Consider the following 25062-nt stretch of genomic DNA (forward strand, 5'->3'; position numbering starts at 1 on the left):
TCTCAATTCTGTGTTCAAGGTGCTGCGGTTGACGGGGTACTCCCGGTCTGCACGTTCAGGCGGGGGAAACGACCTGGAGGATGCTGTCGAGGATACGGTGGGCCACCGACAACTTCGTTCCGGAGGCCTCCATCACTATATCTCCGGCGCGGTCGAGCACTTCGATCTCGTTACGTTCGGTGGCAAAGCCCTGGGTCCAGCCGACCCGGTTGAGCACCAGGAGGTCTGAGCCTTTGCGTTGCACCTTGGTGCGGCCGAGCTCCCGGCGCAGGGTCTCGTCCGGTTCGGTCTCGGCGGCGAAGCCCACGATGACCTGACCCTGGCGTCGTTCCTCGACCAGGCCAGCGAGCACGTCGGGGTTGCGCACCAGCTCGAGCGACAGACGGTCCCCCGCGACATCCTTCTTGATCTTGCCGGCCTGCACCGCCGCCGGGCGGTAGTCCGCGACCGCGGCGGCCATGATCACGATGTCGGCCGTTGCGGCGGCTTCGCGCATGGTCTGCTGCAACTCCACGGTGCTGCTCACGTTCAGCACGGTGACACCGTCGGGTACGGCGACCTCGAGGTGCGCGGCGACCAGAGTCACCGTGGCTCCGCGGGAGCGGGCGGCCTCGGCGAGGGCGACGCCCTGACGCCCGCTTGAGCGGTTGCCGAGGAAGCGCACAGGGTCGAGCGGTTCGCGGGTGCCGCCGGCGCTGATCAGCACCTGCCGCCCGGCCAGGTCCTGCCCTGGGGACCGCTCCGCGTCGCGGGCGGCCAGTGCGGCGAGGCCGGCCTCGACGATCGTGTCGGGTTCCTCCATACGTCCAGGACCGGAATCGGAACCGGTCAGACGGCCGATTCCCGGTCCGACGATGGTCACGCCACGGCCCCGGAGGGTGGCGATGTTGGCCACGGTCGCGGGGTTCTGCCACATCTCGGTGTGCATGGCGGGTGCGATCACAAGCGGAGCGGTGCTGGCCAGGATGGTGTTGCCGAGCAGGTCGTCGGCCAGGCCGAGCGCGATCCTGGCGATGCTGTTCGCCGTGGCTGGCGCGATCACGATGAGGTCGGCGGACTGGCCGATGGCCACGTGCCGCACCTCGGCAACACCCTCGTAGAGGTCGGTGTTCACCGGGTTGCGGGAGATCGCCTCCAGCGTCGGCTTGCCGACGAACCGGAGTGCTGCTGCCGTGGCAACCACGTGGACGTCCCAGCCGAGCAATACAAAAGCGCGCACAACATTGACGGCCTTATAGGCAGCGATGCCGCCGGTTATCCCGACGACGATCGTGCGACCAGTCGACATCGTGCGCGCTTATGAAGGGCTGCGTCGAGTTATTCGACGATGGGCTTCGAGGTCAGCTTGTCCTCGTTGATTTCGCGAAGTGCCACGGAAAGCGGCTTGTCGTCGACGGTCGAGTCGACGAGCGGTCCGACGTTGTCGAACAGGCTGCCTTCGTGCAGGTCTGCGTAGTAGTCGTTGATCTGGCGGGCGCGCTTGGACGCGAAGATCACCAGGGCGTACTTGGAATCGACCTTGGTCAGCAGGTCGTCGATGGGCGGGTCAATGATGCCAGTGGGCTTGTTGGGCACGCTGTCACACTCCTTCATGCAGTTCAAGCAAAATGTACGGGCTGCGCGGTGTCATGCCGGTGGTTCCCATGGCCGGAAACTTCAGGCTTTACCGCGATGATGCGTCTATTCGACGCGGAAATTCAAGTACGGCGGGCGCTACGACGGCGTCGCTGTCTTGCGAATCTGCATCAAGTCTACGACTTCTTCGGCTGCTTCGGCCACGTCGGTGTTCACGACACGGTAATCGAACTCGCCCTGAGCGGCCAATTCGAGCTTCGCGGTCTCGAGTCTGCGGCTCTGTTCGGCGGAATCCTCTGTGCCCCGGCCGATCAGCCGGCGTACGAGTTCGTCCCAGCTGGGCGGCAGCAGGAATACCAGCCGGGCCTCCGGCATAGCGCGCCGCACGGCGCGCGCACCCTGGATATCGATCTCCAGGAGCACGCTGTTGCCGTCAGCGATGGCCGCCTCGACCGGGCCCCGGGGGGTTCCGTAGCGGTAGGCATTGTGCACGGTGGCGTACTCGAGCAGGTCGCCGGCTTCGATCATCCGATCGAACTCTGTGTCGTCGACGAAGTAGTAGCTGACGCCCTCAACCTCGCCGGCGCGGGGCGCACGGGTGGTGGCGGAGACCGACAGGTGCACCTCGGGGTGGTGCTCGCGGATGTACGCCGCGACGGTGCCCTTGCCCACGGCGGTCGGCCCGGCGAGGACGACGAGCCCGGAGTCGGGGGCACCGCGGCGGGCAGGCGGGCGGGCGGCGAGGAAGTCCCGCAGCCGGTCGCGCTGGTGCTTGCCGAGGCCGCCCAGACGCTTGGACGGTGAGATCTCCAGCCGGGTCATGATGCGCTGCATCTTGGTCACCCCGATGGCCGGAATGCTCACAAGGAGCTCGGTCACGCGCAGGCGTCCCTCGACTCCGTTCGGGTCCTTCACGGCGGCGGCGAGCACGTCGAGCGACGTGCGCTCACCGGCCGCGACCTGTGCCTTCACTGCGGCGCGGGCTCGTCGGGCCGCTACGGCGGCGCGGGAGGCCGCGACGCGGTCGACGTCGGGTGGGGTAGGGCGATTGTCAGCCACGGGTCGCTCCAGCTTCGGTTACTCGGCGGTTTATCTCATCGGCCACCCGGTCGGGACCGGCGGATAAAACGCTGCGCGATTCACTCACGATAACGCCTTGCGCGTATCCGCCAAACAAACTCGCCAGATCGGTGGGATTCGCGCCCTGATGGCCGAAGCCGGGGGCGAGGACTGGAGTGACGATAGCGGCGGCCGGGGCGTGGATGTCGATGCCGAAGTCGGCCAGGGAAACCGTCGCGCCCAGCACCACGCCGACGGAGCCGAACGTGCCGGCGGAGCGTGCGGCCGCGTGGTCGGCGTTGATGGCGTCGACCTGTGCAAGCACCGATCCGGCGACGGTCCGGCCGGCGTGAGTCCCCCGCGCGACAACGGCCTGCTGCAGCGCGGCGGCTTCCGGATTGGACGTCGCGGCGAGCAGGAACAGTCCCTTGTTCTCGGCATCGGCCAGCGCAATGGTGCTCGCGAGGGAACCGACTCCCATGTACGCGTTCACGGTGATGGCGTCGACCTCCAACGGCGAGCCTGGGCTCAGCCAGGCCTGACCGTACGCCTCGACACTCGTCCCCAGGTCTCCGCGCTTGACGTCGGCGATGACCAGCAGCCCGGCGGCGCGTGCGTCGCTGAGCACCCGTTCGAGTGCCAGGTAGCCGGCCGAGCCGAACCGCTCGTAGAACGCCACCTGCGGCTTCACGATGCCCGCCAGGCCAGCGGACGCCTCGACGACGCGGCGGCCGAAGTTCTCGGCGCCGGCGGCGCTGTCCGGCAGGTTCCAGTCGGTCAGCAGCCAGGCGTGCGGGTCGATGCCGACGCAGAGCCTGCCGAATCGGTCGAAGGCGCCGTGCAGGCGTTCGCCGAAGGTCGCGGTCGTGCCGACCGATTCGGCTGGAGTCACTGCGCCGGCCGACGTCACAGTGCGGCCGCCCGTTTCGTCGCATACTCCTGCAGGCTGGTGACCTCGAAGCCGGTGCGGATCGAGTCGATCGATGCCACGGCGGCGGAGAGTTCGGCGATGGTGGTGAACAGGGGCAGGTCGCCGGCGACGGCCGCGGCGCGGATCTCGTAGCCATCCGCCCTGGCGGAGCGACCGTTGGGTGTGTTGATCACGATCTGCACCTCCTCGCGGCGGATCAGGTCGACGACGGTGTCCACGGACTCATCGGCCTTTTCGCTGAACTTTGCCACCACTGTGGCCCCGATTCCGTTTCGCTGCAAAACTTCGGCGGTTCCCTCGGTGGCCATGATCGTGTAGCCCAGCTGTGAGAGGCGCAGCATCGGCAGGATCACGGCGCGCTTGTCCCGGTCGGAGACCGACACGAAGACGGTGCCGGTGAGCGGGATTCCGCCGTATGCGGCGAGCTGGCTCTTCGCGAACGCCCGCGGGAAGTCCCGGTCGATGCCCATGACCTCGCCGGTGGAGCGCATCTCCGGGCCGAGCACCGAGTCGACGATGAGGCCTTCCTGGGTGCGGAACCTGTTGAAGGGCAGCACGGCTTCCTTGACGGCGACCGGCGAGTCCATCGGAACCCTGGAGCCGTCGATGAGCGGCAGCTTGCCGTCGGCCTTGAGTTCGGCGATGGTGGTGCCGACCATGATCAGCGATGCGGCCTTGGCGAGGGTGATGCCGAGGGCCTTGGCCACGAACGGCACGGTGCGGGACGCGCGCGGGTTGGCCTCGAGCACGTAGAGCACACCGGCGCCGATGGCGAACTGCACGTTGAGCAGGCCGCGCACGCCGATGCCCTGGGCGATGGCGAGGGTGGCGTCGCGCACGCGGTCGATCTCGGCCCGGCCCAGGGTCACGGGCGGCAGGGTGCAGCTCGAGTCGCCGGAGTGCACACCGGCCTCCTCGATGTGCTCCATGACGCCGCCGATGTAGAGCTCGTGGCCGTCGTAGATGGCGTCCACGTCGATTTCGATGGCGTCGTCGAGGAACCGGTCCACCAGCAGCGGGTGCGACGGCCCGATGATGCCCTGGCCCTGCATGCGGGTGAAGTAGTCGGCCAGGCTGGCGCTGTCGTAGATGATCTCCATGCCGCGGCCGCCGAGCACGTAGCTGGGTCGCACGAGTACCGGGTAGCCGATCTCCTCGGCGACGACGACGGCGCCGCTGTAGTCGATGGCCACGCCGTTCCGCGGAGCGAGCAGGCCGGCGTCTGCGAGGATGCCGCTGAACAGCCCGCGTTCCTCGGCCAGGTCGATCGCGGTGGGCGAGGTGCCCAGGATCGGGATGCCCTCGGCCTCGAGGCCCTTGGCCAGGCCCAGCGCGGTCTGGCCGCCGAGCTGCACGACCACGCCGACGAGCTCGCCGCTCTGGCTTTCGGCGTGGATGATCTCCAGCACGTCTTCCAGGGTCAGCGGTTCGAAGTAGAGCCGGTCGCTGGTGTCGTAGTCGGTGGAGACCGTCTCGGGGTTGCAGTTGATCATGATGGTCTCGTAGCCGGCCTCTGACAGGGCGAACGAGGCGTGTACGCAGGAGTAGTCGAACTCGACGCCCTGGCCGATGCGGTTGGGCCCGGAGCCGAGGATGACGACCTTCTTGCGGTCCGACGGCACGACCTCGGTCTCCTGGTCGTAGCTCGAGTAGTGGTACGGGGTGAGGGCGGGGAACTCGCCGGCGCAGGTGTCGACGGTCTTGAAGACCGGTCGCACTCCGAGGATGTGCCGGACCTTCCGCACATCCGCTTCGCCGAAGCCACGGAGCTCGCCGATCTGGGCGTCGGAGAAGCCGTGGTCCTTCGCGGTGCGCAGGATCTCGGTGTCCAGGGTATCCGAGGCGGCGACGGCGTCGGCGATCTCGTTGATGAGCACGATCTGGTCGAGGAACCAGGGGTCGATCTTCGTGGCTTCGAAGAGCTGCTCGATGGTGGCGCCCTTGCGGAGCGCCTGCTGCACGGTGACGATGCGCCCGTCGGTGGGGATCTCGGCGACTCTCAGCAGTTCCTCGACGGAGCGGGTCTCGGCGCCCCAGTGGAAGGAGGAGCCGCGCTTCTCGAGCGAGCGGAGCGCCTTCTGCAGGGCGGAGGCGTAGTTGCGGCCGATGGCCATGGCCTCGCCGACCGACTTCATGGTGGTGGTCAGGCGGGCATCGGCCTTGGGGAACTTCTCGAACGCGAACCGGGGCACCTTGACCACGACGTAGTCCAGGGTGGGCTCGAAGCTGGCCGGGGTGACGCCGGTGATGTCGTTGGGGATCTCGTCCAGGCGGTAGCCGAGGGCCAGTTTCGCGGCGATCTTGGCGATCGGGAAGCCGGTGGCCTTGCTGGCCAGGGCGGACGAGCGGGACACCCGCGGGTTCATCTCGATGACGATGATGCGACCGTTGGCCGGGTCGATGGCGAACTGGATGTTGCAGCCACCGGTGTCGACGCCGACGGCGCGGATGATGTCGATGCCGATATCGCGCAGCTTCTGGTACTCGCGGTCGGTGAGGGTGAGTGCGGGAGCGACGGTGATCGAGTCGCCGGTGTGCACGCCGACCGGGTCGACATTCTCGATCGAGCAGACGACCACCGTGTTGTCGGCGGTGTCGCGCATCATCTCGAGCTCGAATTCCTTCCAGCCCAGGATCGACTCCTCCAGGAGCACCTCGGTGGTCGGGCTCTGGTGCAGGCCGTCGCCGACGATGCGGCGGAGCTCGGCTTCGGTGTAGGCGAAACCGGAACCCAGGCCGCCCATGGTGAACGACGGGCGCACCACGAGGGGGTAGCCGAGGTCCTCGGCGAAGCCGACGGCCTCCTCCACCGTGTGGGCGATGTACGACTTGGCCACGTCAGCGCCGGCGTCGAGCACCAGCTGCTTGAAGATCTGGCGGTCTTCACCCTTCTGGATGGCCTCGAACTTGGCGCCGATCAGCTCCACGTTGTACTTGGTGAGGATGCCGCGTTCGTGCAGGGCGATGGCCGCGTTGAGAGCCGTCTGGCCGCCCAGGGTCGGCAGGATCGCGTCCGGGCGCTCCTTGGCGATGATGGTCTCGAGGATCTCCGGGGTGATCGGCTCGATGTACGTCGCATCCGCGAAGTCGGGGTCGGTCATGATGGTGGCCGGGTTGGAGTTGACCAGGATCACCCGGACGCCCTCTTCTCGGAGGACCCGGCAGGCCTGGGTGCCCGAGTAGTCGAACTCGCACGCCTGGCCGATCACGATCGGGCCGCTTCCGATGACGAGGACGCTGTTGATATCGTCGCGCTTGGGCATTACTTGGCGTCTCCTGCTCCGGCCGCCGCGTGCGCGACAACCACATCCCTGAACCTGTCGAAAAGATAGTTGGCGTCGTGCGGGCCGGCCGCGGACTCCGGGTGGTACTGCACCGAGAAGGCCGGGATGTCCAGGCATCGGATGCCCTCGACGACCTGGTCGTTGAGGCTGTAGTGGCTGACCTCGACGCGGCCGAACCCGGTCTTGGACTCGCTGATGCCCTCGATGGGCATGTCGACGGCGAAGCCGTGGTTCTGCGAGGTGATCTCCACCCGGCCGGTGGCCTTGTCCAACACCGGCTGGTTGATGCCGCGGTGGCCGAAGGGCAGCTTGTAGGTGCCGAAGCCGAGGGCGCGGCCCAGCAGCTGGTTGCCGAAGCAGATGCCGAAGTACGGCACACCGGCGCGCAGCACCTCCTGCAGGAGGGTGACGTGGGCGTCGGAGGCGGCGGGGTCGCCGGGTCCGTTCGAGAAGAAGAGCGCCGACGGGTTCAGCGACAGCACGTGCTCCGCGGTGACCGACTGCGGCAGGACGAAGACCTCGAACCCGCGCTCGGCGAGGTAGTTGAGGGTGGACGTCTTCACGCCGAGGTCGAGCACGGCGACGGAACCGATGCGCTCGCCCTGGGCGGGCAGCGAGTACGGCTCGACGGTGGAGACCTCGTCGGACAGGTTACGGCCGCGCATGCTGGCACCGCCCTGCACCAGGGCGAGCTGTTCGCCCTCGGAGAGGTGGTAGTCCTCGCCGGAGAAGATGCCGCTGCGCATGGCGCCGAGCGAGCGGATGTGCCGGGTGATGGCCCGGGTGTCGATGCCGCTGATGCCGACGACGCCGTTGGATTCCAGATCGGCGTCGAGGGTGCGCTGGGACCTGAAGTTGGACGGCACCCGGGCGGGTTCGCGCACGACGAAGCCGGAGACCCAGATGCGGGAGGATTCCATGTCCTCGTCGTTGGCGCCGGTGTTGCCGATGTGCGGCGCCGTCATCAGGACGATCTGGCCCGCGTAGGACGGGTCGGTGAGCGTCTCCTGGTAGCCGGTCATGCCGGTGGCGAAGACGATCTCGCCGAGGGTCTGGCCGTGGCTGCCGTAGGCACGTCCAACGTATCGGCTGCCGTCTTCGAGGACGAGTACGGCCGGAGCCGGTGTGGTTGTTGGGTAGCTCACGGGCTACACCTCACTTTCTTCGGTGCCGAATTCTGTCTTGCCAGGTGCTCTGGTGGAACTGATCGCCTCGGTGATCGCCCGGCGATCGACGGGGTCGCTGAAGCGGAAGTAGCTGTCCACGCCCTCTGGGACGTTGTGCGCCGGGGCGTCTGTTGGGGTGGTGTTCAGTCCCCAGCCGAGCCGCAACAGGCCGCCGGGTTCGACGACCCGGTCGATGGCCACGGTGGCGTCTGCCACGACCTGCACGGCATCCGTGGGGATGAACAGGGTGGGCGAGCCGGCCAGTTCGAGCAGCACGCCCCGCTCGAAGACGGAGACACCGCCGCGGGCGCGGAAGCCGAGCCCGGGGATGTTCAGCCGCTCCAGCGGCGTGTCGCGCGGCGTGGTGGCCACGTACAGGGCTGCGGCCGAGGCCAGCTCGCGTCCGAGGTCGGCGGGCTGCGGGTAGCCGGCGGGCAGCGCGGCATCCCGTTTGCTGCGCCGGCGCCAGGAGCGCAGCATCAGGGCCAGAACGGTCAGCAGGACCAGGGCCGTGATGATCGTCGCGACCGTGCGGCTACTCATGGCTGCCCAGTGCCAGGGCCGCCCGGGCGGCTCCGATCTCGGCCGGGGTGCGCAGCACGCCGTCGAGCACCGTGGCGTAGCCCCGGTGGAAGGTGGCCAGCACCTGACCGGGAAGGGTCATCTCCAGGTAGGGCGAGTTGACGCCCTTGCCGATCAGGTTCTGCCGGCCGAACACGCGCCGGGCGCTGGGGTCGTAGAGGGTCAGTTCGGCGGGCGCGCCGACGGTGAGCTGCTGGCCCTGGCCCTGGATGCGCCCGATACGGGCCGGGGTGGTGGAGAGGACTCGGACAAGATCGTTCCAGTCCAGGAATCCGGTCTCGACCACGGCGGCGTGGGCCACCGACAGGGCCGATTCGAGGCCGACCATGCCGTTGGCGGCGGCGTCCCATTCGCAGTCCTTGGACTCCACCGGGTGCGGGGCATGGTCGGTGGCGATGATGTCGATGGTGCCGTCGGCCAGACCCTGGCGCAGCGCCTCGACGTCTTCGCGGCGGCGGAGCGGCGGGTTCACCTTGTAGCGGGCGTCGTAGCCGGCGACCAGTTCCTCGGTGAGCAGCAGGTGGTGCGGGGTGACCTCGGCGGTGACGTTGATACCCCGGGCCTTGGCCCAGCGCACCACGTCGACGGCTCCGGCGGTGGAGACGTGGCAGACGTGCAGCCGGGAGCCCACGTGCTCGGCCAGCAACACGTCCCTGGCGATGATCGATTCCTCGGCGACGGCCGGCCAGCCGGTGAGGCCGAGTTCGCTGGAAAGCGCGCCCTCGTTCATCTGGGCGCCCACGGTGAGGCGCGGTTCCTGGGAGTGCTGGGCGACCACGCCGTCGAAGGCCTTGACGTACTCGAGCGCCCGGCGCATCAGCAGCGGGTCGGAGACGCAGAAGCCGTCGTCGGAGAAGACCCGCACGTTGGCGCGGCTGGCGGCCATGGCGCCGAGTTCGGCGAGCCGCTCGCCGGCCAGGCCCACGGTGACGGCACCGATCGGTTGCACGGTGACGTACCCGGCGCTCTCCCCCAGCGCGAGCACCTGCTCGACGACACCGGCGGTGTCCTGCACCGGCGAGGTGTTGGCCATGGCGAACACCGTGGTGAAGCCGCCGATCGCGGCGGCCTGGCTGCCGGTGAGCACGGTTTCGCTCTGTTCGTAACCGGGTTCGCGCAGGTGCGTGTGCAGGTCGACCAGGCCGGGGAGGGCGATCAGGCCGTCGGCGTCGATCACGGTGGCGCCCGCGTCGGAGAGCCCAGTGCCCATCTCGGAGATGCGACCGCCGTCCAGCAGCAGGTCGGTGGTGGTTCCGTTGCTCAGCTGCGCTCCGCGCACAAGGTAACGTTCGCTCGACATTCAGTGATCCTCTCGGTCGCCCGATAACAGCAGGTACAACGCCGCCATGCGCACGCTGACCCCGTTTGCGACCTGTTCGCGCACGGTGGACCGTTCAGAGTCGGCCGCGGCGGAGGAGATCTCCAGGCCGCGATTCATCGGTCCGGGGTGCATGACAATGCTATGCGACGAGAGCCGGGCGAAGCGCTCGTCGTCCAGGCCCCAGCGGCGGGAGTATTCGCGGCTGTTCGGGAAGAACGCCGCGTTCATCCGTTCGGCCTGGATGCGCAGCATCATGACCACGTCGGGGCCGGCGTCGATGGCGGCGTCCAGGTCGTAGCCGATGGTGGCCGGCCAGGCCGAGGTGTCGGCGGGCACCAGGGTGGGCGGGGCGATGAAGGTCACCTGCGCGCCCAGCGTGTTCAGCAGCCACAGGTTGGAGCGGGCCACCCTCGAGTGCAGGATGTCGCCGACGATGGTGACCGTGACGCCGTCGAGGCCGCGGCCGCGGGACGCCGGGCCGTGCAGGCGGCGCCGGATGGTGAACGCGTCGAGCAGGGCCTGGGTGGGGTGTTCGTGGGTGCCGTCGCCGGCGTTGATGATGCCGGCGTCGATCCAGCCGCTGCCGGCCAGCACCTGCGGGGCGCCCGAGGCGGGGTGGCGGATGACGACGCCGTCTGCGCCCATCGCGGCGAGGGTCTGCGCGGTGTCTTTCAGGCTCTCGCCCTTGGACACGCTGGAGCCCTTGGCGCTGAAGTTGATCACGTCGGCGCTGAGCCGCTTGGCGGCGGCCTCGAAGGAGATGCGGGTGCGGGTGGAGTCCTCGAAGAACAGGTTCACCACGGTCTTGCCGCGCAGCGTCGGGAGCTTCTTGACCTCACGGTTGGCCACATCCGCCATGTCTTCGGCGATGTCGAGCAGGGTGACGGCGTCGTCGCGGTTGAGCGACTTGGTGGAGAGCAGGTGCCTCATTCTTCTACCCCTCCCTCAATGCTGACGAACTCGTCGCCGTCCACCTCTGTGACGTGCACATTGATGCGTTCGTGGGATGCACTGGGGAGGTTCTTGCCCACGAAGTCGGCCCGGATGGGCAGTTCGCGGTGGCCCCGGTCCACCAGTACGGCCAGACGCACGACGCTGGGCCGGCCGTGGTCTCCGAGGGCGTCCAGGGCGGCGCGGATGGTGCGGCCGGAGTAGAGCACGTCGTCGACGAGCACCACCGTTGCGCCGTCGATACTGCCAGGCACCTGGGTGGGCGACGGGGTGCGGGTGCGGGTGTGCGCGAGGTCGTCGCGGTACATCGTCACGTCGAGGGATCCGACACGCACGGCGCCGGAGGCCGGTTCGATGCGCTGGATGATCTCGGCGATGCGCTGGGCGAGGGCCACTCCCCTGGTGGGGATGCCCAGAATGACCAGGTTCTCCGCTCCTCGATTGGACTCCAGGATCTCGTGGGAGATCCGAGTCAACGCTCGGGTGATGTCAGCCTGGGTGAGCACGGTGCGCTCTGTCAAACCAACCTCCTTTCCCGTCTCACAGGACGGCTCTTAAAGTAGGTCTTAGGTACCCCTAGACCCTAGCATCCTCGCGCCTGCCCCCGCCCGCGCCTCCCCCTCGCGAACTGTGAGTTAAGCCCCATGTTTTCGCGATTTTGTGTGCTTTTCTCACGGTTCGCGGATGCGTCGGGTGGGGTGTGGGGGCGGGCGGCGGCAGTGAGGGTGGGTGAGACCATCTCATTATGAGTGACCCCGACCAGGCAGTACCGCCCGCTCCGGATGATGACCATTACTCTCCGGAGTCCGCTCCACCTGGCAACACCCCGCCCGCCGTCTCCCCCACCGAATCTCGGTCGATGCCGGCCGCCTCGGCCCAGCCGGCCGAGACTGCCCCGCCTGAATCCGGCTCGACCGGACCAGGCTCGACCGAACCCGACCCGACTGGACCCGGCCCGACTGAACCCGCTGATCGTGAGGCCTATGTTCCCAATCCAGCCTTGGACGAGTTGGTCTGCACGGAGCTGGCCCGCCGCACCGAGCTGATCGCGGCCGAGGCCCGGGCCATCGCGCACGCGCAGGCCCGGCAGGCCGAGTTCCTCGTGGAGCTGCAGTGCTGGAGCGAGGACCCGCAAGTGTCCTCCCGGCTGCACGGCGACCCGGAAAGCATCCGGCTGGCCGACCTGAACGCGGCCACCCTGACCGAGGACCAGGCCCGCGCGGCCGCGTATGGTCGGTGGGAGGACCGGGAGGTGGCCCGGCGCACCATCGTGAGCGAGACCGCGTGCCTGCTGCGGATGCACGAACGCACGGTGGAACACCTGATGGAGCAGTCCCTCTGGCTCCTGTCGGCCCCCGCGACGTTCGAGGCGCTCTCCAGCGGGGAGATCAGCTACCGGCACGCCACCGTGCTCATCGACCAGATGCGCACCCTGCCCGCCGAAGACCAAGACGCCTTCGAAGACAAAGTCCTGCCGGACGCGAAACGACTCCCGGTCGCCCGATTCACAGACAGAGCCCGCCGGCTCCGGGAAAGACTGCACCCGGAATCCATCGTGACCCGCACCACCAACGCCCTCGCCGAACGCCACAGCCGGTGGGAAGCCGCCCCGGACGGGATGGGCTGGTTGCACTGGTACGGCACCGCCCACGACACCAAAGCCGCCTACGACCGGATCAACACCATGGCGGGGAGACTGAAGAAGCTCGGCGACCCCACGTCGGCGCGCACCGAGCCGGCATCACATGCCGACTCGAACATGGATGATGAGGAGCAGAAGCGCACCCTCGACCAACTCCGCGCCGACATCACCCGCGCCCTGCTCCTGGACGGCATCACCCCCGACGGCATGGGCGCCGGAATCCGCGGCAAGGTAATGATCACCGTGCCCGTGCTCACACTCCTCGGCCTGGACGAGGAACCCGCCACCCTCGAAGGCTACGGGCCCATCTCCCCCGAGATCGCCCGGCAGATCGCCGGACACGCACCCAGCTTCACCCGGCTGCTCACCCACCCCGAAACCGGAGTCGTACTCTCGCTGGGCAAAACCCAGCACAAGAACACCAAAGCCATGAAAAAGTGGCTGCGGGTACGCGACGAAACCTGCCGCTTCCCCAGCTGCTCCCGGCCCGCAGTGAAGTCCGACGTCGACCACACCGACCCCTGGGCCGGCGGCGGCAAGACCAACTGCGACAACCTCGCCCACCTCTGCGAACCCCACCACCGACTCAAACACCTCTCACACTGGCAGGTCACCCAAAAACCCGGCGGCATCCTGCTCTGGACCTCCCCGGGCAAACGCAGCTACCGCACCGACCCGGCCAACCCCATGGGACCACCCCGACCACAACCACCAGTGGTAGGCCCGAAAACCCGGAAACGACCCGCGGAGGAAAGCTACCTGATGCGGCCCCGGCACCGGCCGACCCGGACACCGACACCACCGGTGCCCGACAACCCGCCGTTCTAACCCATCCGTCCTAATTCATCCGTCCTCATCCACGCATTCCAACTCACGCGACTCAACTCACACGATCGAACCCATCGGATCTGACCCCTTGTGGGGCGGTGCGCACCTCGCGAAACCGGCTCGGCTTGATTACCCTGCATTGCGACACAACTCAGCGATCTGGAATGCCGCACGCCATGGTGCCAGGAGGTGATCTGATGGGCCCCGCCGACATGGACCGTCCCGACGAGCACGAGCGTCCCGGTGCCAGCGGGGGTCCCGGTGAGACCGAGCACTCGAAAGGCAGGAGCGGCCAGACCTTCGAGGACGTACCAGGGAGACCACGTGCTCGGAACGCCCACCCGCCAGAGGATCTGCCTGGGATCCCACCCGCGGAACCGCAAGCTGACCTGCCAGTTGACCCGCCCCAGGACGGCGCAAGGGACGAGCCACAGGACACTCCCGAAGACCCACCAGCTAACCCGGCAGATCCGGCCGGCCCGCCAGAACCGGCGGGCGACGTCGTGGCGTCCCTCCCCCTCCCCGGGCACGAGCCCGTCGGCACCCATCGGCAGAACCGCCGCGAAGCCACCGAGGAAGCCTCGACGGCCAGGCCGGAGCCCCGCCAGCCCTCCGATGTCGAGTCCGAGATCGGCGCACCTGCCGGCCCGATCAGCTTCGTGCGCAGGCGAGAGATCGAGGCGGTGCATCAGGAGATCGAACTCAGCACGGGCGATCGCGATCGCGCCTTGGTCGGAGTCAGGAAGTATCGCGAAGCCCTGTTCGCGAACTACTTCCGGCCGCGTTCACCGTTCGTCGTCACGTGGCCGGACAATCTCTACATCCCCGCCGATGCCGACTACCGCGCCTACTGGAGCACACCGGCTCCGGACGATCATCGCTATCGGTACCGGTGGACGAACGGCCATGACGGGCAGCCGGATGGCAGCGACGCGTCGGAGAAGACCGGACAGCTGTTCAGCTGGGTGAATGCATCGGCGATGGATGCCGGCTACATCGGCTTCGCGGGAACCGGAGTGACGCTCGTGCCCAGGGCCAGTCTCTCATCCGTCACGGTGACGGCCGAAGTGGACCTGGTGGCCGAAAGCCGTTGGTGGTTCCTGCCCGCCGGACCGATCGGCTTCGCGGCGTTCTCCTACCGGGGCACGGCGTATGTCGCCGGGTGGGAGATCGACCCGGTCACCGGGGCCTGGGAACTGCTGAGCCCGTTCGGGTCTCGTACCCTGTTCGCCTTCGACGAGACCGGTAAGGGCGGTTCGGCGATCAGTTCACAGCGTCATGCGTTCGCCGACCTCTCGGTCACCCTGCAATTGCGCGGCTCGCGGACCTACGCGATCGGCGTCGCCCTGGAAGCGCAGATTTCCTTCGAATGCCGGGACCGCTCCGGGACGCAGTATCTGCCGCGGCCCGGGGACGATGTGAAACTCTGGGCGTCGATCGCAGGAATCGTTCCGAGCATCACCCTGACGACCTGAAACCGGCCTCCTGAGCGGCCGCTAAGCAGTCGCGCCGCGAATGAATTCAACCAGCGCCTGCGGGTCGTTGATGGGGCCGCCGTACTGGCTGCCGTTGACCAGGACAGTGGGAGTGCCCTGGATCGAAGTGATGTCGGCGCCGGGGATGGGGCCGGACAGGGCGGCATCGGTGTTCTGCTGCGACCAGTCCTGGTAGCGCTCGCTGGCGACACAATCGGCGATCGGCGCGCTGCCGCTGGACAGGGCCACGAGCTCGTCGTTGCTGAGACCGGTGGTGCCCTCTGCCGGCTGGTTCAGGAACAGCGCGGCCAGGTAGTCGAGGGTGGAGTCCGGGTTGATCGCCGCCTCGCAGGTCAGCGCGGCGGAGGCCCTGGTGGAGTACTCGGAGCCCTGCGACGCCTGGTCCAGGAAGGTGAGCGAGTGCAGGCGGAGGGTGATGGTTCCCTCGTCGACCATGGCAGCGAGGCTGTCGCCGTTGGCGATGTCGAACTGGCCGCAGTAGGGGCACATAGGGTCGATGTAGAGATCGACAACGGCGGCTCCGTTCCCCACCTGGAGGTAGCCGTCGTCCAGGTACGCGGCGCCGGTCTGGCCGGTCGCGTCTTCCAGGACCGGTGGTTCACCAGAACCCATCGAGGAGGCCGAATTCGCGACGCCGGTGAGGATCGCGCCGAATGCCGCCGTGAAGAACAGCAGGATCACGAGCAACAGCGCAGCGAACCCCAGGCTCACATAGCCCAGAACCAGGCCGGTTATGGCCAGTCCCCTGCCGGCCTCGCCGGTGCGCCTGATCTGGCCCAGAGCGATGTGCCCGGTGATCACGGCGGCGATGGAACAGCAGAAACCGGTCACCAGCGAGACGATCGCGAGGGTGTTGGTGCGCGGAGCGTAGGGCCCGCCCACCTGCCCGGCGTACGGCGCGGGGAGGACTTGGTAGGGAGCCGGCGCGGGAGGGGTGGCGTACGACGCGGTCTGCTGGTCGCCTGCTGCTCCAGCTTCCGGTCCTGCAGTGTCCGGTGCCCCGGTGCTGTCGTCGGTGCGTTCCGTCATGGTGCTGCTCCCCCTCGTCGATCCGGACCGGGGCGGATGCACCCGGTCCGGCCTGCCTACGGCCGAAGCCGATACTGCTGGTACCGCGGGCTCAGGCGGATGGCGCCGTCTGGGCGATCCGGCCGAGCAGCCCGTTGACGAACCCGGCGGAGTCATCCGTCGAGAGCACCTTGGCGGCCTCGACGGCCTCGTCGATCGCGACGGCGTGCGGCACGGCGTCGTTGTACAGGATCTCCCAGATGCCGATGCGCAGGATGGCACGGTCGATCGTGGGCATCCTGGAAAGCGTCCAGCCCTGCGAATACGTCTCGATCAGTTCGTCGATCTCTTCGCGGTGGTCGACGACCCCGTCGACGATGTCACGCGCGTACAACCAGGACACCATGCGGGCCGGTTCGTTGGCGGCGCGTTCGGCCTCCATGGCCAGCGACTCTGGGATCGTGGTCTGGCGGATATCAGCGGCGTACAGGATATCGATGGCGCGTTTGCGCGCCTTGGTACGGGCGCTCACTAGTTGACGCGGCCGAGGTAGTCACCGTTGCGGGTGTCGACCTTGACCTTGGTGCCCTGCTCGAGGAACAGCGGCACCTGGATCTGGTACCCGGTTTCGACGGTCGCGGGCTTGGTGCCGCCGGTGGAGCGGTCGCCCTGCAGGCCCGGCTCGGTGTAGGTGATCTCAAGGACGACGGATGCCGGCAGCTCGACGTAGAGCGGGTTTCCGTCGTGCAGGGCCACGGTCACGGCCTGGTTCTCCAGCATGAAGTTGGCGGCATCGCCGACGACGGCGGAAGACACCGTGAGCTGGTCGTAGTCGGAGACGTCCATGAAGACGTAGGAGTCGCCATCCGCGTAGAGGTACTGGAAGTCGCGGCGATCGACGTTCTCGGTCTCGATCTTCGCGCCGGCGTTGAAGGTGCGGTCGACGGTCTTGCCCGTGACGACGTTCTTCAGCTTGGTGCGCACGAACGCCCCGCCCTTGCCGGGCTTGACGTGCTGGAATTCGATGACGGCCCACAGCTGCTTGTCGATGTTGAGGACGACGCCATTTCTAATGTCGGCGGTAGATGCCATGAAGAGGTGTTCCGTTCGATTCAATTGGGAAGGTGCGCGGCCAAAGGCCTCAGACGAGTGTAGCCGACAGGCCGCGCCCGATCGATTCCGTCATCTGCGCGATGGCCCGGCCAGCGTGTTCGGCCGGCCGAAATCTCAGGCCAGACGCACGATGTGGTCAAGGGCCAGTCGGTAGGAGTCGAAGCCAAATCCGGCGATCACCCCGGTCGCGACGGCGCTGACGACGCTGGTGTGGCGGAAGGTCTCCCTGGCGTGCGGGTTGGAGATGTGCACCTCGATGAGCGGGATCCCGGCCTTGGTGACCAGGGCTGCGGCGTCGCGCAGCGCGTAGCTGTAATGCGTGAACGCGGCCGGGTTGAGCACCACCGGCGTGTTCGTATCCACGGCCTCGTAGAGCCAGTGGATGAGCTCCGCTTCGTCGTCGGTCTGACGCAGGTCGACGGTGACGTCCTCCGGAGCGGCATCGGTGAGCAGCACCCGCAGGTCGTCGAGGTCGGCCGAGCCGTAAACGTCGGGCTCCCGGCTGCCGAGGCGTCCGAGGTTCGGGCCGTTCAGAACGAGGACTGTGCGCATGCACCCAGCCTAGGCCCGGCCGGACCGCGGCCCCGTCAGGCGCTGAACGACTCCATCAGCTCCGAGCGGATGATGAACCGCACCCCGCGCGGAGCCTCAGCCGAGAAGCCGCCGCCGCGGCCCTTGACGGTGTCGATGAGCAGGGCGGTGTGGCTCCAGTACTCGAACTGTTCGGCCGAGATCCAGAAGTCGATCACCTGTTCCGGCTCCCCCGTCGGCGCGATGTCGAGCCGCCCGAGCAGCACGTCCTGGTCCGACGTGATGAACTCGCCGGCCGGAAAGCACATCGGCGAGCTCCCGTCGCAACAGCCACCGGACTGGTGGAACATCAGCGGGCCGTGCTCCTCCCAGAGGCTCCGCAACAGCTCGACGGTGGCGAGGGTCAGGGCGACGCGCGAGCGGGTCTCCCCCGGGATGGTGATGGTTGCCTCGACCGCGGCCGTGACGGGAACGTCCGGCGGCGGGGTAGAGAGATCGGTCATGGTTCCTCCAGCGGGAACGGATGCAACGTGATGGACGTGCACGTGCGGCAGGTCCGGAGGTGGTGCCGGCCGGGGCGGCTTTCGGGTTGCCGCCCCGGCCGGCACTGTCTGGTGCTAGAAGAAGCCCAGTGCGTCTTCGGAGTACGACACCAACATGTTCTTCGTCTGCTGGTAGTGCCCCAGGGCGAGCTTGTTGTTCTCGCGACCGATGCCGGAGCTCTTGTAACCGCCGAAAGCGGCCCCGGCCGGGTAGTTGTGGTAGTTGTTCACCCAGACCCGGCCGGCGTGCAGGTCTCGACCTGCCCGGTAGGCGATGTTGCCGTTGCGCGACCAGACCCCGGCGCCCAGACCGTACAGGGTGTCGTTGGCGATGGAGATCGCGTCGTCGTAGTCCTCGAAGCTGGTGACGGCCACGACGGGCCCGAAAATCTCCTCCTGGAAGATGCGCATCTTGTTCTGGCCCTCGAAGATCGTCGGCTGCACGTAGTAACCGCCGGCCAGGTCGCCGCCCAGATCGAGCTGTTCACCACCGAGCAGAAGCTTGGCGCCCTCCTTCTTGCCGATGTCGATATAGGACAGGATCTTCTCGAGCTGGTCGTTGCTGGCCTGCGCACCCACCTGGGTGTCGGTGTCCAGCGGGTTGCCCTGCTTGGCCAGCTTGGTGCGTTCGATCGCGCCGCCGAGGAAGCTGTCGTAGATGGGCTTGTGCAACAGCGCCCGGCTGGGGCAGGTGCACACCTCGCCCTGGTTGAACGCGAACAGTACGAAGCCCTCCTGGGCCTTGTCGTAGTAGCTGTCGTCCTTCTGCGCCACGTCGTCGAAGAAGATGTTGGCGCTCTTGCCGCCCAGCTCCACCGTCGACGGGATGATGTTGGCGCTGGCGTACTGCAGGATCAGCCGCCCGGTGGTGGTCTCACCCGTGAAGGCGATCTTGCGGATCCTGTTCGAGGAGGCCAGCGGCTTGCCTGCCTCGATCCCGAAACCGTTCACGATGTTGAGCACGCCCGGGGGCAGGATGTCGCCGATCAGCTCGATCAACACCAGGATCGACGCCGGCGTCTGCTCGGCGGGTTTCAGCACGACGGCGTTCCCGGCGGCGAGGGCCGGCGCGAGCTTCCAGACCGCCATCAGGATCGGGAAGTTCCACGGGATGATCTGGCCGACCACGCCCAGGGGTTCGTGGAACTGGTAGGAGACGGTGTCATTGTCGAGTTCGGCGTGGTCACCGTCCTGCGCGCGGATGGCGGCGGCGAAGTACCTGAAGTGGTCCGCGGCCAGCGGCAGGTCGGCGTTCAACGGCTCACGGATCGGCTTGCCGTTGTCCCAGCTCTCGGCCACCGCGAGAAGTTCCAGGTTGGCGTCGATGACATCCGCCATCTTGTTGAGCACGGCGGCGCGTTGGGTGGCCGTGGTCTTGCCCCAGGCCGGGGCAGCCTTGTGAGCGGCGTCGAGGGCCAGGTCGATGTCCTCGTGAGTGCTGCGGGCGACCTCCGTGAACGGTTTGCCGTTGACCGGGGAGATGTCTTCGAAGTACTGGCCCTTCACCGGCGGCACCCATTCGCCTCCGATCCAGTTTTCGTAGCGGGACTTGAAGGTGACTTTGGCGCCCGGTGTGCCCGGGGCGGCGTAAACGGTCATTTCGCTCCTTGTTCGACGACTCTGTCGATGGCGTCCGCGGTCTCGCGGTCCATGCAGTGAGCCTACGAAAACCGAGGTTGCGAAACGTTGCGGTGGGCCCGGGGCTTCGTGGGGCCGGGCGAGGCGCGGGCGAGGCGCGGGCGAGGCGTGGGCGAGGTCATCCTCCGGTTTGGCCCTGTCACTCTCTGGGCGGATGCCCGCACGGGCCGGCCTCTCTAGCGTTGGTGAGATGGAAACCCTGCAGAGCACCCGCACCACCGAGCCGGCAACCGAGCCGACGGCCCTCCGCAGCGGGTGGTGGCACGCCGAGACCCGCCGGTCTGCCCTCTGGGCGATACTGGTGGCTCTCGCCGGCGCGGTGCTGATCGGCGGGCTGACCAGTTTCGCGCAGCAGTACCTGCCGCCCTGGATTCACTCGCTCAGCAACTCAGTGGGCGGCTGGACGATGTTCAGTTTCCTGATCGTCTGGCTCGGCCGGGCCCGGCCGCTTCTCGCCGCGGTCCTGGGCGTGGTGGTGTTCCAACTGCTCGTCGAGTCGTACAGCGTGGTCACCGAGTGGCGAGGCTTCGACGACGGAGATCCGTTCACCTCCATCTGGACCGTTGTGGGCCTGGCCGCTGGTCCTCTTCTCGGCGTCACCGCCGGTCTGGTGCGGTACGCCCCGCCGTTGTGGCGGGCCCTGGCGGTCACCCCCTTGTGCGCTGTGCTTCTGGGTGAGGGTATTTGGGCCCTCAACACCATCGCGGACACCACCAGCCCGGTGTACTGGTCGCTGGAGATCGTGATGTCGGGCGTCTTCCTCGTGGCGGCGATCATCCACTCCCGGTTGGCGCCCCGGTCCATATCGCTGGTGGTCTGCGTGTGGCTGACGGGCACTCTCGCTTTTGTGGCGGTCTGCCTGTTCGTCCTGAACTGACGTTGACCCGGTCGGTTACGCGCCCAGCTCCGCCTCGATGCGCGCCAGGCTCGCCACCACGGCGGCCCGCTGGGGCGAACGGGCCGGCAAGAGTTCCAGACAGGCTCGCCACACCTCGCTGTCCCAGGTGGCCTCCTCGGTGCGGGCGAAGTCGAGCAACACCTCCACTGACGCGTCGCTGAGCAGGGTCTGGCGAAGGCGGGCGCTCACCTCCGCACGGATCTCCACGACACCGGGCGCTGTCGAACCCGGCAACACGCATCCCCGATACGCGGCCAGGGCCATCCTGTGGGCACCGCGGCCGAGCAGGCGAAGTACCCGGCCGGCATCCGTGTCGACGCTGGTCTCCAGCCGGTACGGGCGGGAGCCGATCCGGAGCTGCGGATGACTGAGCGTGAGCACCCGGCGCAGCCGCACCAGCTCGGCGCGCAGGTTCTCCACGGCGTGCGCGGGTTCGTCGCTGAGCAGTCCGGCGAGCCGCTCGGCGGACAGGCCCTGCCGGTGCCAGGCGAGCAGCAGCAGGATCTCGGCGTGCCGGGGACTGAGATCAACGCTCTGCCGGGTGCCGGGTATCGGCGCGCCGAAACCACCGGGAGTTCCGGCCGGTGGCGCCCCCTGCAGGGCGCCGTGTTCGGTGCCGAGCACGCTCAGCAGGATCCCGGGTGCAGTGAACCCCGACGGCCTGGCCGATGGCGCCCGCGGTGCGCTCAGGCTCTGGATGCGCAGCTCCGCTTCGAGCGCGGCGACGGCCGCCTCCACGAGCGGGAGCGTCTGCGGCGCCACGGCGGCGTCTCCCCCGGTGATGTCGATGACGCCAAGCACCGCCCCGGTGACCGGGTCGTGGATAGGCACTGCGGTGCAACTGAACGGGTGCGCGAGTTGACTGAAATGCTCGGCGCGTTGAATCTGGATGCCATGGTCGAGCGCCAGAGCGGTGCCGGGCGCGCTCGTGCCGACCCTGGCCTCCGACCAGTCCGCGCCGACGACGAAGTGCATCTCCTCTGCCCTGGTGCGCACTGAGCTGTCACCGTCGATCCACAGCAACCGACCGGACTCGTCGGCCACGGCAACGATCAAGCCGAATTCGGCCGCGTGCCGTACCAGAAGGGTGTTGATCACCGGCAGCACGGCGGCCAGCGGATTGCTGGCGCGCAACCCGTCGAGCTCGTCGGCGCTCAGCGTCGGCGCGGCCTGCGCCGTCAACGGGTCCAGCCGAAGCGTGATCGAGCGTTGCCAGGATTCCCGCACCAGACGGCGCACCCCGGCCTGAACGGCACCGGAGCCCAAGTCGGTCCGGTCCCCGATGACGGCCTCATGCAGGCGTTCCTGCCGGGAGAACCGGCGGAGGGATGAGTCGAGTGAGTCTGCGCTCGACGGGCTTACCGTCCACGGACTCGCTGTCCGCGGGCTTACTGTCCGCGGGCTTACTGGCGACTGGCTGCTCACAACACCTCCGATCAACGCTGGTCGTAGGCGACCTGCGTCACGGCTGGTCGGGTGCTTCATTCTAGGCACAGTCAGCCAGAAAAGGTGCCGAAGGAGACCTGCCGGTCGGTGTCGAACCCGGTTAGGCGCCGATCTCCTGGTACGCGGCGAACAGGAGCGACGCATCCGGGCCCTCGAGCACAGTTGGCTTGCCGATGTCGTCCAGCACGATGAAGCGCAGCATGCCGCTGCGGGTCTTCTTGTCGCGCTGCATGGTGGCCAGCAGCGTGGGCCAGCGACCCACCGGGTAGGTCGTGGGCAGGGTGAGTGACTCCAGGATGCGGCGGTGCCTGTCGACAGCCTCGTCGGAGAGCCGGCCGCTGAGCCTGGCGAGCTCGGCGGCGAACATCATGCCGACGGCGACGGCGGCGCCGTGGCGCCAGCCGTAGCGTTCGGCGTGCTCGACGGCGTGGCCGAGCGTGTGCCCGTAGTTGAGGATCTCGCGCAAGCCGGCCTCCTTGAAGTCCGCGCCGACGACGCGGGCCTTCATGGCGATGGCCAGTTCGAGCACCCGACGGAACTCGGGCGTGGTCGGGTCGGTGACGGCGGCGACGTCTGCCTCGACGATGTCGAGGATCTCGGGGATCTGGATGAAGCCGGCCTTCACGATCTCGGCGAAGCCGGCGAGGATCTCGTTGCGGGGCAGGTCGGCGAGAATGTCCAGGTCACAGACGACCGCGGCGGGAGCGTAGAAGGTGCCGACGAGGTTCTTGCCCTCGGCGGTGTTGATCCCGTTCTTGCCGCCGACGGCGGCGTCGACCATGCCGAGCACGCTGGTGGGGATCTGCACGAGCTTCACGCCGCGAAGCCAGGTCGCCGCGACGAAGCCGGCCAGGTCGGTCACGGCACCGCCGCCGAAACCGATGACGGCGTCGGTGCGGGTGAAGTCAGCCTGACCCATCACCTGCCAGCAGAACGCGGCGACCTCCACTCGCTTGGCCGGTTCCGCGTCGGGGACCTCGGCGATGAGCACCTCGTAGCGATCCAGCAGGCTCTCCCGCAAGGCGACGGCGCGGGCGCCGAGGTGCGAGGTGTGCACGATGAGCACCTTCTTCACGGTGTCGCCGAGTTGCTCGGCGACGTCGGCGACGATGCCGCGCCCGATCAGGACGGGGTAACTGTCGACACCGCTCACGGTGATGGTGGTGGTGGTCTCTTCGGGGTGCATGTCGGTCACGATTGTTCTCTTACCCATTTCACGATGTCGGCGGCGATGGCATCGACCGGCCTGGTCGACGTATCGAAGTGGATGCTGGCCAGCGCCTCGTACAGCGGGCGGCGCTCGTCGTAGATCCGCTGCCAGGCGTCTGGGCCCGCCGCGAGCAGCGGGCGTTTGGCGTTCTTGGTGCGGTTCCGCACGGCCTCAGCGGTGGTGCTCAGCGAGATCACCGTGGCCTGGCGCAGGTCGGCGCGGGTGGCCGGGTCAAGCACGGCTCCGCCGCCGAGCGATATGACGGCGCGGTGCCGGTGCAACGCCGCCGCGACCGCGGCTCGTTCGAGGGTTCGGAAGTGTTCCTCGCCCGCGGAGGCGAAGATCTCGGTGATCGGCCCGTGGGCGGCGACGATGTCGGTGTCGGTGTCGATGAACGGAATCCGGAGGGTGCGGGCCACGCGGCGACCGATCTTGGACTTGCCCGACGCCATCGGGCCGATGAAGACCAGCGGGTAGAGCGGGGCAGACGAGTTCCGCACGGGTTCGGCGTCTCCCTCAACCGATGGCGCCGCGCCGGCACCGTGCGCCGCAGGTGCCTCCTGCGCCGGTTTGGGCTGGGCCGGTGGCCAGCCGCCGGCCGGACGGGACGCGTCCGGGCTCAAAAACAGCACCTAGAGTGTGGCGTCGCTTGACGCCCCGCTGCGCAGGTTGGCCGGGATATTGGCGAGGTAGGAATCCAGGTTCCGTTTGGTTTCGCCCAGCGAGTCGCCGCCGAACTTCTCCAGCACCGAGTTGGCCAGGACCAATGCCACCATCGCCTCCGCGACGACGCCGGCTGCCGGTACCGCACAGACGTCGGAACGCTGGTGGTGGGCGGGCGCGGCCTCGTTGGTGGTGATGTCCACGGTGCGCAGGGCCCGTGGGATGGTGGCGATGGGTTTCATGCCGGCGCGTACCCGCAGCACGGTGCCGGTGCTCATTCCGCCCTCGGTGCCGCCTGCCTTGTCGCTGGCGCGCATGATCTCATCGTCGACCTGCACGAGTTCATCGTGGGCCTGGGATCCGCGGCGAGTGGTGGTGAGGAAACCGTCGCCGACCTCGACACCCTTGATCGCCTGGATGCCCATCAATGCGGCGGCCAGCTGGGAGTCCAGCCGACGGTCCCAGTGCACGAACGAACCGAGACCGGGCGGGAGGTTGTAGGCGAGGACCTCGACGATGCCGCCCAAGGTGTCGCCGTCCTTGTGCGCGGCGTCGACCTCCGCGACCATGAGTGCGCTGGTGGCGGCGTCGAAGCAGCGCAGCGGGTCGGCGTCGAGAGCGTCGACGTCGCCGGGGCGCGGCAGCGGCGAGCCCTCCGGCACACGAACCGGGCCGATGGAGAGGGTGTGGCTGACCAGTTCGATGCCGAGGCCGGCGAGGAAGGCCCTGGCGACGGCGCCGAGCGCGACGCGGGCAGCGGTCTCCCTGGCGCTGGCGCGCTCCAGGACCGGGCGGGCCTCGTCGAAGTCGTACTTCTGCATCCCGACCAGGTCGGCGTGCCCTGGACGGGGGCGCACCAGCGGCGCACCCCGGCCGCGCGTGAGCAGGGCGGGATCCACGGGTTCCGGACTCATCACCTCGGCCCATTTGGGCCATTCGGTGTTGCCGATCCGCAGAGCCACGGGACCGCCGAGGGTGACGCCGTGGCGCACACCACCGGAAATGTTCAGTTCGTCCTGCTCGAACTTCATCCGCGCACCTCGGCCGTAGCCGAGTTTGCGGCGCGCAAGGTCGAGGCGGATCGCATCTAGTGTGACCGGGATCCCAGCGGGCAAACCCTCGACAATGGCGAGGAGTTCGGGGCCGTGGGACTCTCCGGCGGTGAGCCAACGAAGCAT

General features: G+C 68.1%; 23 protein-coding genes. 3 read left to right on the forward strand and 20 right to left on the reverse strand.

Annotation, left to right across the window (positions count from 1 at the left end; all coding sequences use genetic code 11):
- Nucleotides 1–55 precede the first annotated feature (55 nt).
- The 10 genes from coaBC to pyrR form a co-directional block, all read right to left on the reverse strand.
- Nucleotides 56–1288, reverse strand: a complete 1233-nt coding sequence (gene coaBC, locus E3T61_RS02740; protein ID WP_134639377.1) for a bifunctional phosphopantothenoylcysteine decarboxylase/phosphopantothenate--cysteine ligase CoaBC — start codon at nucleotides 1286–1288, stop codon at nucleotides 56–58.
- A 29-nt stretch (nucleotides 1289–1317) separates the two neighbouring features.
- On the reverse strand, nucleotides 1318–1575 hold the full coding sequence (gene rpoZ / locus E3T61_RS02745; protein WP_066595628.1) for a DNA-directed RNA polymerase subunit omega: 258 nt from the start codon (nucleotides 1573–1575) through the stop codon (nucleotides 1318–1320).
- Between the two features lie 138 nt (nucleotides 1576–1713).
- Complete coding sequence (gene gmk / locus E3T61_RS02750; protein WP_134639378.1) at nucleotides 1714–2634, reverse strand: guanylate kinase; 921 nt, start codon at nucleotides 2632–2634, stop codon at nucleotides 1714–1716.
- Nucleotides 2627–3526, reverse strand: a complete 900-nt coding sequence (pyrF, locus tag E3T61_RS02755) for an orotidine-5'-phosphate decarboxylase (protein ID WP_174776974.1) — start codon at nucleotides 3524–3526, stop codon at nucleotides 2627–2629. Before pyrF ends, gmk begins: the two co-directional genes overlap by 8 nt.
- Before the next feature lie 14 nt (nucleotides 3527–3540).
- Entirely contained in the window at nucleotides 3541–6828 is a 3288-nt protein-coding gene (gene carB / locus E3T61_RS02760; RefSeq protein ID WP_134639379.1) for a carbamoyl-phosphate synthase large subunit, read from the reverse strand.
- Entirely contained in the window at nucleotides 6828–7994 is a 1167-nt protein-coding gene (gene carA / locus E3T61_RS02765; RefSeq protein ID WP_134639380.1) for a glutamine-hydrolyzing carbamoyl-phosphate synthase small subunit, read from the reverse strand. The genes carB and carA overlap by 1 nt, the downstream gene beginning before the upstream one ends.
- A 3-nt stretch (nucleotides 7995–7997) precedes the next feature.
- Entirely contained in the window at nucleotides 7998–8558 is a 561-nt protein-coding gene (locus E3T61_RS02770; RefSeq protein WP_134639381.1) for a PH-like domain-containing protein, read from the reverse strand.
- Nucleotides 8551–9897 (reverse strand): dihydroorotase, encoded by a 1347-nt coding sequence (locus E3T61_RS02775; RefSeq protein ID WP_134639382.1) that lies wholly within the window; start codon nucleotides 9895–9897, stop codon nucleotides 8551–8553. Before E3T61_RS02775 ends, E3T61_RS02770 begins: the two co-directional genes overlap by 8 nt.
- Nucleotides 9898–10848 (reverse strand): aspartate carbamoyltransferase catalytic subunit, encoded by a 951-nt coding sequence (locus tag E3T61_RS02780; RefSeq protein WP_134639383.1) that lies wholly within the window; start codon nucleotides 10846–10848, stop codon nucleotides 9898–9900.
- On the reverse strand, nucleotides 10845–11390 hold the full coding sequence (pyrR, locus tag E3T61_RS02785; protein WP_134639384.1) for a bifunctional pyr operon transcriptional regulator/uracil phosphoribosyltransferase PyrR: 546 nt from the start codon (nucleotides 11388–11390) through the stop codon (nucleotides 10845–10847). Before pyrR ends, E3T61_RS02780 begins: the two co-directional genes overlap by 4 nt.
- 224 nt (nucleotides 11391–11614) lie before the next feature.
- Between pyrR and E3T61_RS02790 the strand changes: the two genes are divergently transcribed.
- Together E3T61_RS02790 and E3T61_RS02795 are read left to right on the forward strand one after the other, a co-directional pair.
- Nucleotides 11615–13339 (forward strand): HNH endonuclease signature motif containing protein, encoded by a 1725-nt coding sequence (locus E3T61_RS02790; RefSeq protein WP_134639385.1) that lies wholly within the window; start codon nucleotides 11615–11617, stop codon nucleotides 13337–13339.
- A gap of 197 nt (nucleotides 13340–13536) precedes the next feature.
- Nucleotides 13537–14814, forward strand: a complete 1278-nt coding sequence (locus E3T61_RS02795; protein ID WP_134639386.1) for a hypothetical protein — start codon at nucleotides 13537–13539, stop codon at nucleotides 14812–14814.
- A gap of 21 nt (nucleotides 14815–14835) precedes the next feature.
- Here the strand turns inward: E3T61_RS02795 and E3T61_RS02800 are convergent, their stop codons facing one another.
- The 6 genes from E3T61_RS02800 to exaC all read right to left on the reverse strand — a co-directional run bounded on the left by E3T61_RS02800 (nucleotide 14836) and on the right by exaC (nucleotide 19628).
- Entirely contained in the window at nucleotides 14836–15864 is a 1029-nt protein-coding gene (locus E3T61_RS02800) for a DUF4190 domain-containing protein (protein WP_194114242.1), read from the reverse strand.
- Between the two features lie 91 nt (nucleotides 15865–15955).
- Entirely contained in the window at nucleotides 15956–16375 is a 420-nt protein-coding gene (gene nusB, locus E3T61_RS02805) for a transcription antitermination factor NusB (RefSeq protein ID WP_134639388.1), read from the reverse strand.
- On the reverse strand, nucleotides 16375–16935 hold the full coding sequence (gene efp, locus E3T61_RS02810; protein WP_130179294.1) for an elongation factor P: 561 nt from the start codon (nucleotides 16933–16935) through the stop codon (nucleotides 16375–16377). The genes nusB and efp overlap by 1 nt, the downstream gene beginning before the upstream one ends.
- Nucleotides 16936–17070: 135 nt before the next feature.
- Nucleotides 17071–17508: a type II 3-dehydroquinate dehydratase gene (gene aroQ, locus E3T61_RS02815; protein WP_130179295.1), complete on the reverse strand. Its 438-nt coding sequence runs from the start codon at nucleotides 17506–17508 to the stop codon at nucleotides 17071–17073.
- 35 nt (nucleotides 17509–17543) lie between these two features.
- On the reverse strand, nucleotides 17544–17990 hold the full coding sequence (locus E3T61_RS02820; protein ID WP_134639389.1) for a DUF779 domain-containing protein: 447 nt from the start codon (nucleotides 17988–17990) through the stop codon (nucleotides 17544–17546).
- Between the two features lie 114 nt (nucleotides 17991–18104).
- On the reverse strand, nucleotides 18105–19628 hold the full coding sequence (gene exaC, locus E3T61_RS02825; protein ID WP_134639390.1) for an acetaldehyde dehydrogenase ExaC: 1524 nt from the start codon (nucleotides 19626–19628) through the stop codon (nucleotides 18105–18107).
- A gap of 229 nt (nucleotides 19629–19857) precedes the next feature.
- Between exaC and E3T61_RS02830 the strand changes: the two genes are divergently transcribed.
- Nucleotides 19858–20544: a DUF6518 family protein gene (locus E3T61_RS02830; protein WP_134639391.1), complete on the forward strand. Its 687-nt coding sequence runs from the start codon at nucleotides 19858–19860 to the stop codon at nucleotides 20542–20544.
- 15 nt (nucleotides 20545–20559) lie between these two features.
- On the opposite strand, the gene E3T61_RS02835 is transcribed toward E3T61_RS02830, so the two are convergent.
- From E3T61_RS02835 to aroC, 4 genes are all read right to left on the reverse strand, one after another.
- On the reverse strand, nucleotides 20560–21831 hold the full coding sequence (locus tag E3T61_RS02835; RefSeq protein ID WP_241992353.1) for a GAF domain-containing protein: 1272 nt from the start codon (nucleotides 21829–21831) through the stop codon (nucleotides 20560–20562).
- 280 nt (nucleotides 21832–22111) lie between these two features.
- Nucleotides 22112–23197 carry a 3-dehydroquinate synthase gene (aroB, locus tag E3T61_RS02840; RefSeq protein ID WP_134639577.1) on the reverse strand — a complete coding sequence of 362 codons (1086 nt, stop codon included), beginning with the start codon at nucleotides 23195–23197 and terminating at the stop codon, nucleotides 22112–22114.
- A 5-nt stretch (nucleotides 23198–23202) separates the two neighbouring features.
- On the reverse strand, nucleotides 23203–23844 hold the full coding sequence (locus E3T61_RS02845; RefSeq protein WP_241992354.1) for a shikimate kinase: 642 nt from the start codon (nucleotides 23842–23844) through the stop codon (nucleotides 23203–23205).
- A 9-nt stretch (nucleotides 23845–23853) separates the two neighbouring features.
- Nucleotides 23854–25062 carry a chorismate synthase gene (gene aroC / locus E3T61_RS02850; RefSeq protein WP_134639393.1) on the reverse strand — a complete coding sequence of 403 codons (1209 nt, stop codon included), beginning with the start codon at nucleotides 25060–25062 and terminating at the stop codon, nucleotides 23854–23856.

Source organism: Cryobacterium lactosi (assembly GCF_004403945.1).
Taxonomy (GTDB): Bacteria; Actinomycetota; Actinomycetes; order Actinomycetales; family Microbacteriaceae; genus Cryobacterium; species Cryobacterium lactosi.